General features: G+C 61.5%; 16 protein-coding genes. 7 read left to right on the top strand and 9 right to left on the bottom strand.

Annotation, left to right across the window (positions count from 1 at the left end):
- The first annotated feature begins 275 nt into the window (after positions 1–275).
- Complete coding sequence (locus tag AB4Z15_RS22660) at positions 276–650, top strand: nuclear transport factor 2 family protein (protein ID WP_442019035.1); 375 nt, start codon at positions 276–278, stop codon at positions 648–650.
- A 51-nt stretch (positions 651–701) separates the two neighbouring features.
- Here AB4Z15_RS22660 and AB4Z15_RS22655 read toward each other — a convergent pair whose 3' ends face one another.
- From AB4Z15_RS22655 to AB4Z15_RS22625, 7 genes are all read right to left on the bottom strand, one after another.
- Positions 702–1,148, bottom strand: a complete 447-nt coding sequence (locus AB4Z15_RS22655) for a hypothetical protein (RefSeq protein WP_442019034.1) — start codon at positions 1,146–1,148, stop codon at positions 702–704.
- 50 nt (positions 1,149–1,198) lie between these two features.
- Positions 1,199–2,002: an HpcH/HpaI aldolase family protein gene (locus AB4Z15_RS22650; RefSeq protein WP_442004391.1), complete on the bottom strand. Its 804-nt coding sequence runs from the start codon at positions 2,000–2,002 to the stop codon at positions 1,199–1,201.
- On the bottom strand, positions 1,987–2,772 hold the full coding sequence (gene hpaH / locus AB4Z15_RS22645; RefSeq protein ID WP_442019033.1) for a 2-oxo-hept-4-ene-1,7-dioate hydratase: 786 nt from the start codon (positions 2,770–2,772) through the stop codon (positions 1,987–1,989). The genes AB4Z15_RS22650 and hpaH overlap by 16 nt, the downstream gene beginning before the upstream one ends.
- A 2-nt stretch (positions 2,773–2,774) precedes the next feature.
- On the bottom strand, positions 2,775–3,872 hold the full coding sequence (gene hpaD, locus AB4Z15_RS22640) for a 3,4-dihydroxyphenylacetate 2,3-dioxygenase (RefSeq protein WP_442019032.1): 1,098 nt from the start codon (positions 3,870–3,872) through the stop codon (positions 2,775–2,777).
- 30 nt (positions 3,873–3,902) lie between these two features.
- On the bottom strand, positions 3,903–5,447 hold the full coding sequence (gene hpaE / locus AB4Z15_RS22635) for a 5-carboxymethyl-2-hydroxymuconate semialdehyde dehydrogenase (RefSeq protein ID WP_442004388.1): 1,545 nt from the start codon (positions 5,445–5,447) through the stop codon (positions 3,903–3,905).
- Between the two features lie 85 nt (positions 5,448–5,532).
- Entirely contained in the window at positions 5,533–6,201 is a 669-nt protein-coding gene (locus AB4Z15_RS22630; RefSeq protein ID WP_442004387.1) for a GntR family transcriptional regulator, read from the bottom strand.
- Entirely contained in the window at positions 6,194–7,690 is a 1,497-nt protein-coding gene (locus AB4Z15_RS22625) for a fumarylacetoacetate hydrolase family protein (protein ID WP_442019031.1), read from the bottom strand. Before AB4Z15_RS22625 ends, AB4Z15_RS22630 begins: the two co-directional genes overlap by 8 nt.
- 149 nt (positions 7,691–7,839) lie before the next feature.
- Between AB4Z15_RS22625 and AB4Z15_RS22620 the strand changes: the two genes are divergently transcribed.
- Both AB4Z15_RS22620 and AB4Z15_RS22615 read left to right on the top strand, forming a co-directional pair.
- A complete protein-coding gene (locus AB4Z15_RS22620; RefSeq protein ID WP_442004385.1) occupies positions 7,840–8,409 on the top strand; it encodes a YdeI/OmpD-associated family protein in 570 nt (189 codons plus the stop codon).
- A 72-nt stretch (positions 8,410–8,481) separates the two neighbouring features.
- Complete coding sequence (locus tag AB4Z15_RS22615; protein ID WP_442019030.1) at positions 8,482–9,186, top strand: alpha/beta fold hydrolase; 705 nt, start codon at positions 8,482–8,484, stop codon at positions 9,184–9,186.
- 97 nt (positions 9,187–9,283) lie between these two features.
- Here AB4Z15_RS22615 and AB4Z15_RS22610 read toward each other — a convergent pair whose 3' ends face one another.
- A complete protein-coding gene (locus AB4Z15_RS22610) occupies positions 9,284–9,733 on the bottom strand; it encodes a hypothetical protein (protein ID WP_442004384.1) in 450 nt (149 codons plus the stop codon).
- A 185-nt stretch (positions 9,734–9,918) separates the two neighbouring features.
- Here AB4Z15_RS22610 and AB4Z15_RS22605 point away from each other — a divergent pair, with 185 nt between their 5' ends.
- The 4 genes from AB4Z15_RS22605 (at position 9,919) to AB4Z15_RS22590 (ending at position 12,082) form a co-directional block, all read left to right on the top strand.
- Complete coding sequence (locus tag AB4Z15_RS22605; protein WP_442004383.1) at positions 9,919–10,107, top strand: CsbD family protein; 189 nt, start codon at positions 9,919–9,921, stop codon at positions 10,105–10,107.
- Between the two features lie 328 nt (positions 10,108–10,435).
- Complete coding sequence (locus AB4Z15_RS22600) at positions 10,436–10,708, top strand: GlsB/YeaQ/YmgE family stress response membrane protein (RefSeq protein ID WP_442004382.1); 273 nt, start codon at positions 10,436–10,438, stop codon at positions 10,706–10,708.
- Entirely contained in the window at positions 10,701–10,961 is a 261-nt protein-coding gene (locus AB4Z15_RS22595; protein ID WP_442004381.1) for a hypothetical protein, read from the top strand. The genes AB4Z15_RS22600 and AB4Z15_RS22595 overlap by 8 nt, the downstream gene beginning before the upstream one ends.
- A gap of 218 nt (positions 10,962–11,179) precedes the next feature.
- Positions 11,180–12,082 (top strand): AraC family transcriptional regulator, encoded by a 903-nt coding sequence (locus tag AB4Z15_RS22590; protein ID WP_442004380.1) that lies wholly within the window; start codon positions 11,180–11,182, stop codon positions 12,080–12,082.
- Here AB4Z15_RS22590 and AB4Z15_RS22585 read toward each other — a convergent pair.
- Entirely contained in the window at positions 12,031–12,585 is a 555-nt protein-coding gene (locus AB4Z15_RS22585; protein WP_442004379.1) for a cysteine hydrolase family protein, read from the bottom strand. The genes AB4Z15_RS22590 and AB4Z15_RS22585 overlap by 52 nt on opposite strands.
- Positions 12,586–12,604 lie beyond the last annotated feature (19 nt).

Raw genomic sequence — 12,604 nt, 5'->3', positions numbered from 1 at the left:
GACGCGGGCGGCGGCCGCAACGCTGGCTGAGGACTTGATGCGGGTGACCCTCGACGCCGGCAGGTAGTCGGACATGTCTCCTCCAGGAATGTGGAACCCAGGACGCGCGGATTCACGCATCCCCTTTTTCGAGACTAGGGATTCGCGAGCGCTGTGGATAAGACCTAATGTGCGTGGATCTATAAGGGACTCTTATGACGCGCGCCCCCGCCGAGCCCGAGCTCCCGCGCAACTCAACCGTTGAGGGTCCGGCCTATAACGGGTAGAACGGAGGCATGACCGACGTGAACTCGTGGATGAGCCAATACATAAGCGCGTGGACCTCGAACGATCCCGACGACATCCGGGCATTGTTCACTGAGGACGCCATCTATTACGACAGGCCGAACACGGAATCCCCGTGGAACGGCCATGAAGAAATCGTTACAGCGTGGTTGGAGGCCGGGGATAAGCCCGATGACTGGACCTTCGAATGGACGCTCCTTGGCCAGGACGGAGATACGGCTTTTGTCCAGGCCGTGACGACGTACCTCAACGATCAGCCCACCTACGACAACCTTTGGGTCATCCGCTTTGCCGAGGACGGCCGTGCGCGCGAATTCACGGAGTGGTACATGGCCAGGAAAGACACTCCCGCGGAACCCAGCTAGTACGAAAGCAGTGCGGGTGAGGATGGCCAGCCCGCTCACCCGCCACCGGAGTCAGTAGCGGGATGGCTTGCTGATCAGGACATTCTCGTGGACCTGGGTCCAGCCCCGGTATTCCGGTCGGTTGGCGTCGACGCCGTCGTTGATGAGCTTCGCCTCTGTACCGTCCCCGCCGGAGATGGTGACGATCTGCTCGCTTGTCGCGACCGCTGCGCAACCCGCCCTCCACCGCTCCGGGAGTCCTACAGGTACCGCAATCAAGCAGACAGCCCCGGAAGTGGAACTTTTAGCTCCGAAGTACTTCACGTCGTCGAAGGTCGCCAGCAACCGGGCTGTCCCGGCCTCGACGTTCAGATCCACGCCGGTAAGGCTCACGGACTCCGGAAGCTTGTCCTCCGCCGTCGCTTCCCGGTTCAGAGCTTTCAACCCGGCCGGAGCCGAACAGCCAGTAAACGCAAGCGCGGCAACTACGGAAAACACAGCTATCGCACGACGATTCATAGCGCTGCCCCCTCAGGCTCTGGTTCGTCGAGCCTAACCCATCCGGCAGGTCAGTAGCTGTCGCGATCCGCCGTTTCGGACACGGGAATGAACGTCGAAGCGAAACCTTCGGACGCCCGGGCCAGGACAGAAACATCGGCGCCGACCAGCACAAAGGAGGCACCGGCGTCGAGATAGGCGCGCGCGGTGGACTCGTTGAAGGCGTTCACGCCTGCTGGCTTGCCGGCCGCTTTGGCGGCCTCGAGGCAATGCTCGACGACAGCCCTCACCAAGGGATTTTCCTGCTGTCCCAGCAAACCCATGGAAGCTGCGAGGTCCGAGGGGCCAAGGAAGATACCGTCCACGCCGTCGACGGCCAGGATCTCCTCCACCGCCGAAGCCGCTGCCTCTGATTCAATCTGAACCGTGAGGCTGATCGATTCTGAAGCCGCAGCAAGGTAGTCAGGAACGCGGTTCCAGCGCGAAGCCCTGGCCAATGCCGAACCCACACCGCGAACGCCCAGCGGCGGATAGCGGACGGCGGAAACTGCGGACGCCGCTTCGAACGCGGAATTCACCATGGGAATCAGGAGGTTCTGCACGCCGAGGTCAAGGTATTGCTTGATGACTACGGTGTCGTTGACCGGCGGCCGGACCATGGCCTGGACGGGGTAGCCACTCACGGCATGGAGCTGCGCGAGGATCGATTCCAGACCGTTGGGGCTATGCTCGGCGTCGATCAGAAGCCAGTCCAACCCGGATCCCGCACAGACCTCAGCCACCAACGGACTACCCGAACAGACCCACATGCCAGCCAACGGACGGCCGGCCTCTGAGAGTGCTGAATAGAAGGTGGGGCTCAGTCGAAATTGCATGTCACGACTCCCAAAGGTCCGTAGTCCGCGTGTACGGTATCACCTTTGTACACCCACATGGGGCGGGTAAACGAGCCCGCGAGGATAATATCTCCGGCCTTCATCGAGTCCCCGTGGGCGGCGATTTTGTTGGCCAGCCAGTGGACGCCGTTGGCCGGGTGATCCAGCACTCCGGCTGCCACTCCGGTCTCTTCCACGGTCTGGTTTTTGTACAGAATCGCGGAGACCCAGCGGAGGTCGACGGCGTCGGGACGCACTGGTCGGCCACCTATCACCATGGCCCCCATGGCGGCATTGTCCGAAATGGTGTCCACGATGGTCCGGCCCTCCATTTCGATCCTGGAGTCCAGGATTTCGAGGGCCGGAACAACGTAGTCGGTGGCGTTGAGGACGTCGAAAATGGTGCAGCCAGGGCCCTTGAGGCCGTCCTTCAGGACGAACGCGAGCTCCACCTCTACGCGAGGGTGCGTGTACTGGTCCCATTGCACGGAGCAGCCGGTTTCCAAGACCATGTCATCGAAGATCGCCCCGTAGTCCGGCTCGGTAATCCCGGTAGCGGCCTGCATTGCTTTGGACGTGAGGCCGATCTTGCGCCCCACCAACGTTCGCCCGGCTTCTTCGTTCCGTCGCCGCCACAACTGCTGGACGGCATAGGAGTCCTCCACCGTCATGTCAGGGTAGCGGGCGGTGAGGCGCGGGACCGGTTTGCGGTTCCGGCCGGCATCGAGCAGTTCGTCGGCAATGGCTTCGATCGTCTTCGCGTCCATCATGGTTAGACCTGCGCCCCCAATTTGAAACCTTCAGCGGCCTCGCCGGATGAACCTTCGGGGCGGGTGTAGGAGAAACCGTCAGCGCCTACGGTGACGGCCATTTCGGACTTCTCTTCGCGTTCGATGACGGGCTGCGGGTTGCCGTCGAGGTCCAGGACCAGGGAGGCCTCGGTGTACCAGGACGGGACCACTGGGTTGCCCCACCAGTCGCGGCGCTGGTTGTCGTGCACGTCCCAGGTGACGGTGGGGTTGTCCGGGTCGCCGGTGTAGTAGTCCTGGGTGTAGATCTCTACGCGGTGGCCGTCCGGGTCCAGGATGTAGAGGTAGAACGCGTTGGACACGCCGTGGCGTCCTGGGCCGCGTTCTATGCGGTCGGAGATGCGCAGGGCGCCCATTTTGTCGCAGATTTGGATGATGTTGTGCTTCTCGTGGGTCGAGAAAGCGATGTGGTGCAGGCGGGGTCCGTTGCCGCCGGTCAGGGCGGTGTCGTGCACGGTCTGTTTGCGGTGCATCCAGGCGGCGTACGTGACGCCGTCGGAGTCCTTGATGTCTTCGGAGACGCGGAAGCCGAGGTCCTCCAGGTACTTACGGCCGCGCGGCACGTCCGGGGTGACCTGGTTGAAATGGTCAAGGCGGACCAGTTCGCCGGCGGAGTAGAGGTCGTAGCGCTGGGTGAGGCGCTCCACGTGCTCCACGTCGTAGAAGAACTCGTACGGGAAGCCCAGCGGGTCCTCCACCCGGACGGAGTCGCCCACTCCCTTGGTGAAGCCTTCCTTGCGGCGCTCCACCCGGCACCCGAGTTCGCGGTAATAGGCCTCGGCAGCGTCCACCTCGGCCGGGGACTTCACGCGGTAGGCGAAGGCAGCGGCGGCGGCGACCGGTCCCTTGCGGAGGACCAGGTTGTGGTGGATGAACTCCTCGAAGGAGCGCAGGTAGATGGTGTTCTCGTCCTCCTCTGTGACATGCAGTCCCAGAAGGTCAACGTAGAACGCACGGGACTTGGCGAGATCCGTGACCACGAGTTCAAGGTAGGCGCAGCGGACGATATCCGGGGCCGGGACCGTGGGGGTGGGGATGGGGCCAGTGAAGGGGTTGCTCATGATGGTCTCTCTTCGTTGAAAGGGGAGGTGTTAGCTGTCGCCCGCGGAAGCGGAGTCGTCGATGCTGCCGAACTTGGGGGTGTGCACGGAGCCGAGGGTGATGTGGACGGCCTGCTGATCGGTGTAGAAATCGATCGAGCGGTAGCCGCCTTCGTGGCCCAAACCGGAAGCTTTGACACCACCAAACGGGGTGCGGAGGTCGCGGACGTTGTGGCTGTTGAGCCACACCATGCCGGCTTCGACGTTCTGTGAGAAGTTGTGGGCACGGGTCAGGTTCTGCGTCCAGATGTAGGCCGCCAGGCCGTACTTGGTGTTGTTCGCCAAGGCGAGGGCTTCGTCGTCGTTCTCGAACGGCGTGATGGCCACAACGGGACCGAAGATTTCCTCCTGGAAGATCCGCGCATCAGGCGCGACGTCGGCAAACACCGTGGGTGCGATGTAGTTGCCTTCGGGCAGGTGGTCGGGTCGGCCGCCACCGGCAAGCAGCCGGCCTTCCGACTTGCCGATCTCCACGTACGACGCCACTTTCTCGTAGTGCTCGGGGTGGACCAGCGCACCTACTTGGGTCTTGGGATCGTGCGGGTCCCCGACCACGATGTTCTTGGCACGGGCAGCGTACTTTTCACAGAATTCATCGTAGATGGCCCGTTCGACCAGGATGCGTGAGCCGGCGGTGCAGCGTTCGCCGTTGAGGGAAAAGACACCGAACAGCGCGGAGTCGATGGCGGCGTCCAGATCGGCATCGGCGAACACGACGCACGGGGACTTCCCGCCGAGCTCCATGGACAGGCCTTTGAGGTTGGCTGCCGCATTGCGGAAAATCGTCTGGCCCGTGGTGGTCTCACCGGTGAAGGAGATCAGCGGCACGTCAGGGTGCTTCACCAGTGCGTCACCGGCTTCTTCGCCCAGGCCGTTGACCAGGTTGAACACGCCGTCGGGAAGGCCAGCATCCTTGAAGATCTGCGCCCATAGTGACGCGGACAAAGGCGTGAACTCGGCAGGCTTGAGGACCACGGTGTTGCCGGTGGCCAGTGCGGGAGCGAGCTTCCAGGACTCCAGCATGAACGGGGTGTTCCACGGCGTGATCAAGCCCGCGACGCCGATTGGCTTGCGGTTCACGTAGTTGATCTGTGAGCCGGGGACCTTCATGGCGTCATCGAACTGTGCCACGATCAGGTCCGCGAAGAAGCGGAAGTTCTCGGCTGAACGCAACGCCTGACCCTTGGATTGGGTGATCGGCAGGCCGGTATCAAAGGTCTCCAGTTCGGCCAGGCGCTCTTCCTGGGCCTCCACGGCGTCGGCGATTTTGTTCAGCACACGGGCGCGTTCGCGCGGCTTCATCCTCGGCCACGGGCCATTGACGAACGCTTCACGGGCGGCGGCCACGGCGAGGTCGATGTCTTCCTTCTGGCCAGCGGCTGCTGTGGCGTAATTTCCGTTGGATACCGGGTCCAGGACGTCAAAAGTCTTCCCGGAAACGGAGTCAACGAACTCGCCGTTGATGAAGTGCTGGATGTGCGTGGGGAGGTTCTCCGGCACGTGATGCTTTGCTGATGTTTCTACAGGGGTCGTCATCGTTGTCTTCCTTTTTCATCCAACGCGGGGTCACTTATGGCCCATGTTGAGTGCGTTTGGGGGCCATAAGTGACCCCGCGTTGCTTTAGTTGGTAGTGGCGAGGTACGCGTCCAGTGTTGCGGCGCGGTGCCGGCGGGCGGCGTGTTCGATGGTGTCGGCGTCCGCTCCAGACTCGATGAGCTGCAGCAACGCCTCGTGTTCCCGCACCGATTCCTGCGCGCGGCCGGGAACGAAGCGGAACGTCGAGGAGCGGAGCGACGCGAGCCGGTTCCATCCGCGGTGGACCAGATCAAGAATGTGCGGATTCGGGCAGTGTTCAAAGAGGACGCTGTGGAAGTCCTGGTTCAATGCTGTGAAACGAACGGGATCGAAGTGCTCCAGGCATTCCCGCATTTCCTCGTTCACGGCGCGGGCCCGCGCAATCGCAACGGAATCAATCAACGGCGCGGACAACGCAGTGGCGGCACCCTCCACAATGCTCAGCGTCTGCATCGTGTACAAATACTCGGTGGGATCAATTCCGGAGACGGTGGCACCAACGTTCCGCTCGAACTTCACCAGGCCTTCGGCCTCCAAGCGGCGGATCGCTTCCCGCACGGGGACCACGCTGAAGCCCAGGTCCTCGGCGATCTTTGCGAGCACCAGCCGGTAACCCGGCGTGTAGATGCCTTCCACGATCCTGGCCTTGACGGCGGTATACGCCTGTTGGGACTTGCTTTGTGCAGCGGCGCTTTCGACGGCGGTTTCAGTCACTTTGGGCTCCTTGCCGGCTCTGCCAATCAGTAAACCTGGCCTGCCACTCCTTGTTCATGGGGTACAAACCATCAACACTGTTGCCTTCCTTGACCATCTGGAAGATGAACGCTTCTTCCTTTTCCTGCTGGATGCAGTCATCCACCAGTTCTTCCGCGATGGCCGGCGGGATCACCAGGATGCCGTCCGAATCGGCAACGATGATGTCTCCCGGCTGAACTGTTGCACCACCGCAGGCAATGGTGATGTCTGTATCCCAAGGAATGTGCCGGCGTCCCAGGACTGCCGGGTGCGGATTCGCGAAATACGTTGGCATCTCCAGATCGGCCACTGCGGAGTAGTCGCGGACGCCACCGTCGGTGATGATCGCAGCGGCTCCGCGGACCTGGGCCCGGAGGGCGAGGATGTCGCCAACAGTGCCGGTGCCCTTCTCACCGCGGGCCTCCATCACGAGGATTTCGCCTTCATTCACGGAGTCGATCGCGCGTTTCTGTGCATTGAATCCCCCGCCGTGGGTCTTGAACAGATCCTCGCGGTTGGGCACATAGCGCAGGGTCCGAGCCAGTCCAACCACCTTGCGGTCCGGGCGCGTGGCCTGCAGGCCGTCGATGCTCACGTTGTTCAGTCCGCGCTTGCGGAGCTGGGAAGAAAGCGTGGCTGTTGCGACGCTTTCCAGCTTCGCCTTCAGCTCGGGCGTCAGGACGGAGACGTCAGCAGGCAGGCCCGCCGCTTCACGCGATCCGAACGCCTCTTCCCGCTGGGTGTCATCAGTCTTGGGCTTGGCACCAAAGTCCGCGAACGGCGTCGTACCTTCCGTTACTTTGGTGGTCAGGCGGCCGCTGCTGAAACCGCCGCCACTGACCTCAATTTCGACGACGTCACCCGGCTTGGCGACCGACGCGCCGGCAGGGGTGCCGGTGAGGATAATGTCGCCCTCTTCGAGCGTGAGCAACTGGGAGAGGTCCGCGACGAGTTGCGTAAACGGGAACAGCAGGTCCTCGGTGGTGTCATCCTGGACGATGTCGCCGTTGTGCCAGGTGCGAATCCGCAACTCTGTGGGATCAACGGCGTCGGCAGGGATCAGCAAGGGCCCCACAGGCGTGAACCCATCGCCGCCCTTGGACCGGACGTTGGAGCCCTTGTCTGCGTAGCGGAGGTCGTATACACCCAGATCGTTGGAAGCGGTCACCCACTCGACGTGGCTCCACGCGTCCTCGAGGCCAACGCGGCGGGCTGACTTACCAATGACGAGGGCGATTTCGCCTTCATATCCAAGAAGTTCGCAGCCGGCCGGGCGCTCAACGATGCCCGGAGCGTCCGCGGAACCAAGCGCCAGGGAAGATGGTGGCTTCAAGAAGTACGACGGCTGCCCAGGGGTGCGTCCGCGCTGGGCAGCACGGCTAGGGTAATTGATATGGACGGCAATGACTTTGCGCGTACGGGCCAGCATGTCTTGGCTGACTTCCTCGGTCCGAAACTCCAATGTCACGGCGCCTCCTCCTGATCGAACATCTATCGAGTACGAAATCGTATACGATAACTATTGCCCTTGAAGAGCAAGCCGTCAACCCCTTTCCCCAAACACATTCGTCCGGCCATAGTGGTTGTTCTTAGCCCCAAAGCACTGGAAGGAAGTACGTGCCGGAAAAGAACGAGCTCCAGCTGCTCAGGTTTGCCAACGGTTCCGAATGGGAGTCGTGGCTCGCCGCGCACCACCAAACAAGCGCCGAAGCCTGGCTCGTGATCGGCAAGAAGAACGCCGGTGCCGAACTACTCAGCATCCGGGAGGCCCTGGACGGTGCCCTATGTTTCGGCTGGATCGACGGACAGCGCAAAGGAAATGACGAAGCGACTTTCCTGCAGCGCTACTCTCGCCGCCGGGCTCGGAGCTCGTGGTCGCAGGTGAACGTTGGGAAGGCGGAGGCGCTGATCGAATCCGGGCGAATGCATCCCGCCGGGTTGGCTGAGATCAACGCTGCAAAGGCTGATGGCCGCTGGGAAGCCGCCTATGTTTCGCAGGCCAACGCGGAGGTCCCGGAAGACCTTGCAGCGGCGTTGGCCGGTAACCCAGCGGCCGGCGAGGCCTTCGAGCGTCTCGGGAAGACAGAGCGGTACCTCATCATCCTGCAGTTACTCAAGGCCCGTACTCCGGACTCGCGGGCGAGGGCAATGGCACGTTGCCTTGGGAAGCTGACAGGGAAGGCGTAAATTCTGCTGGATCATCGGATGATCCAGCAAAAATGAGTGCATCCTTCCCGTGGACTCCCGTAGGGTACCGGCATGGACATCATCCTTGTACCTGGTTTCTGGTTGGACGCGTCATCGTGGGCGGAGGTCACGCCGCCGCTTGTGGCAGCTGGACACACGGTTCACCCCCTCACGCTTCCCGGACTGGAGTCCGCTGATGCCCCTCGCGCCGGGATTGGCCTTCGGACACACATCGACGCCGTGGTGGACAAGGTGGACTCCCTTGGCGGCAATGTGGTCCTGGTGGGCCATTCAGGCGGCGGCGCCATCATCCACGGCGCGGTTGACGCCCGCCCGGACCGCGTAGACAGGGCCGTCTATGTGGACAGCGGCCCGCTCGGCGAGGGCGGCGTGATCAATGACGAACTGCCCGAGGACGGCGACGAAATCCCGCTCCCACCTTGGGAAGGCTTTGAAGACGCGGACCTCATCGACCTGACCGATGAGCTCAAGGAAGCCTTCCGCGCACGGGCCATTCCGGAACCCAAGGGCGTCGCCTTCGACCAACAACACCTTCACGACGTTCGGCGCTACGATGTGCCGGCCACCATCATCGCCTGCCAGTTCCCGTCATCACTGCTTCAGGAATGGATGGACGCCGGGCACCCGTTCACGGCCGAACTCGCGCGGATTCGGGACGTGGACTACATCGACCTACCCACCGGTCACTGGCCACAGTTCACCAAGCCACGCGAACTTGGCGAAGCCATCCTGAAAGCCGTCGAGCGCACCAAATAACGCTCGACGCTCAACAAGCAACGCTCGACGGCGGGATGGGCCTTGCGGGCAAGAGGAACCCGCGGGCACGCGAACCCTGAGGCTTGTCGCCAGGGGGTCAGGGCTTGGCCGGCGTATTGGTCGCCGGCCCTTCCGGCGCTGCACCGCCTTCGTCGGTCCAATCGCTTCCTGTGTTGTCATCGAGGGCAGGATCGGATACTACGTCCGGCCTGACTGGAGGCGTCGAGGTAGAAGCCGGAGCGGAAGCAGAAGCAGAGGAGCCGGTGCTGGAGTTGGCGTGCGGCCCGGACTTCGACTCCAAGATGCCCGGAAACATCGTCTCCGCCTTCTCCAGGAGCTTCTTGCCCGCTGCGTACAGATTGTCCAGGATGTCAGGGACTGATTCCTGGACGGTTTCAGTGGCCTGATGGACGTTCTCCTGAACCTCCGGGTTCTTCCAAACCTTTTGGGCGCCTCCACGAACCCGCCGGTACACCTCCGGCCAGGACTTGGACCCCCATACGTAGCCAACAGCAATGCCGGCGGCGAACAATGCTTTCCCTTTCACAGGACCCACTCCTTTCGAGGTGCTTTTCCTACGACACTAGTCCGGCCTTCACCTGCTGTCACGCGCACATTCAGGATGGTGGGTTAACGTTCATTTGCTGAATTCGAAAAGAGGACTAAACTTTAATGCCAACCAGCGGAAAACCCGCAGGCCACAACCACATGGCAACCCGAGGAGTGAAAACCATGGGACTGGATGACAAGATCAAGAATGCCACGGAAGAAGCAACGGGCAAGGTCAAGGAAAAGACCGGCGAAGCCACTGGCGACAGGGACCTCCAGGCCGAGGGCGCGGGCGACCAAGCGTCGGCCAATGTGAAGCAGGCTGGCGAGCACGTCAAGGACGCCGCGAAGGACGCCTTCGGCGATAAGTAGCCGGATTTCAAGGCCACACCACCCCCGTCCGAGGGGCAGGAATCCTAGACCGGCAAAATAGCAAGGTTACTTGCTGTTGTTCCCGGGACCAGCTAGCGTTGCTGTTGTAGTACTACGGTCCGGCCCCTTGGACATGAGTGCTTTTGGCTGCACTTGATAAATTCAACGACGTTTGAAACAGGCGTTTGCAAAATAACGTCCCGCCCCATATTCCACTGGGCCTCATATGGCCCTGTTACAGCACTTATCCGCTGGAACTGACAACCGATGAACGGAACCGCTTCACCGAGTTCATGGAATTTCCATCAACAAGAAAGTAGGAGCAAAAATGGGTTTCTTTGGTTTTCTTTTGCTCGGCCTTTTGGCTGGGGCTATCGCAAAGCTTATTCTTCCCGGACGCCAAGGAGGAGGCTGGTTCGTTACCTTGCTGCTCGGCGTCGTTGGCGCCCTGTTGGGCGGCTGGATCGGTGGCCTGATCTTCGGCGAGGGACTGACACAATTCTTCGCCATTCGGACGTGGCTACTGGCCATTGGCGGATCCATTGTCGTTCTGCTGATTTACGGCCTGGCCACAGGGGGACGTCGCGCCCACCATGGCTGAAGAAACCACGCCCAACACCAACCAGGACGACCTTGAGGGTCAGTATGCAGAAGGTGATTACGGCGCTGCCGGTGCATCTCCTGAGGCCCTGAAGGAAGACGCTGGCGGGGACTACACCGCAGGCGACTACGCCGAGAAGACCGTCCCTTCCGCGGATGCGGAGCTCGACGAGCGCAACACGGAAGACACCCCCGAGGACAGGCCGTTCTCGTCCGAGCCGGATGACGAAGCTTCCGGCTCAGGACATCCCTAATATTCAGGCATCCGCAAGGTCCTGATAACCACAAGAACCCGGAGACTGCAGTTGCAGCCTCCGGGTTCTTGCTTTGCCGGGGTCCTGGCATTGCGAAATCCGTTGACCTGGTCCTGATCCTCGTGGGGTTGATATCGGAGCCTGATATTTTCGGGCATGGATAGTCGGGGCAGCGACTGAGCCGCCACCGTAGCGTGATGGTCAGGAATGGAGGGACAGTGCAGGAATGGACGAGGGCGCTTGAGCTCATCGAGCAGGACCTTACCGAATCGGTGGAGGTCAGCATGTTGGCGCAAACGGCATTGACGTCTGAATATCACTTCAGGAGGATGTTTGCCTCCTTGGCTGGCATTCCGATTTCGGAGTACATTCGTCGACGCCGCCTTACGTCCGCCACCGCAGAGATCATCGCCGGCGGAACGGTATTGGATGTTGCCCTCCGCTACGGATATGGATCGCCCGAGGCATTCACACGTGCCTTTAAGGCCATGCATGGGCTGACTCCCTCAGAAGCACGGCAACCTGGCGCAGTCCTCCATTCCCAGCCTCAGTTGAGGTTCCACCTCCGCATTGAAGGGAATACTGTCATGAAGCACCGAATAGTCAACAAGGAGGCCTTTCATCTGATCGGCCTCAGAGCCCGGGTTCCGCTGGTCCACGAAGGTCCTAACGCTGCAATCATCGAATTTCAACGCAGCATTGACCCGGATGCGACAAAGCGACTGATGGCGCTGGCCGACGTCGAGCCATCGGGGCCCCTGTCCGTAACGGACAAGATTGACGAAGGGCGCCGCGAAGGCAGTGAGCTGGACTATTGGCACGCGGTGGCTTCAACCAAACCCGCTCCGGAAGGTTTCGAGCGCTTGGACATCCCCGCTGGCCAATGGGTGGTGTTCGAAACGGAAGGAAGATTCCCGGATGTCCTGCAGCGCATGTGGGCGGACGCTGCTACTGAGTGGTTCCCGGCCAACCCTTACTTTTGGGCACGCGGCCCCGAACTGCTCAGTGTTAGGCCGGATCCGGATGGCACCCGCGGGAGCGGGCAACTGTGGATTCCCATCGAGTCCAGTCAGGGGCCCTTCAAGAGTTTCAGCACCTCGTCGAGTGGCAAAACCTTCTGACGATATTCACGGGTAAGAACCCGGAGGACTGCCTCGGCGGCCTCCGGGTTCTCTGTTGCCACGGCTTCAGCCGCGTAAATCACCCGGATGTTATGGGCGAAAGCGTCAGCAGCGGTCTGCGCGATGCAGTTGTGGGCCGAAACCCCAGCCAGAATGACGGTTTCCACACCCCAGTTCCTGAGGCGCATCCCTAAGTCCGTACCAACGAACGCGCTGTCGCGGGTTTTGACCATCTGCGGGAATTCGGCGGTCACCAGGCCAGGTACGAAGCTGGCCTGCTCACTTCCCCTGAAGATGAATCCTTGGTCATCGTCCAGCATGTTCAGGCTCCATGTGGATTTGTCCCGCTCGTGCTGGGTGCCAACCAAGAGGACGTTTGCCCCTGCCTCGCGCGCTGCGCTGGTCAACGAGTTGCAGGCGGCAACAACTTCTTCCTGACGCCGCTTCAGGGCCGGTTCCTCAAAAAAGGCGTTCTGCATGTCGATTACCAGTACAGCAATCATGCGCGCATACCCTTTCCTG

Source organism: Paenarthrobacter sp. 2TAF44, from assembly GCF_052114885.1.
Taxonomy (GTDB): domain Bacteria; phylum Actinomycetota; class Actinomycetes; order Actinomycetales; family Micrococcaceae; genus Arthrobacter.
The sequence above is the reverse complement of the archived record's forward strand: the minus strand, read 5'-3'. Positions and strand labels throughout refer to the sequence as shown.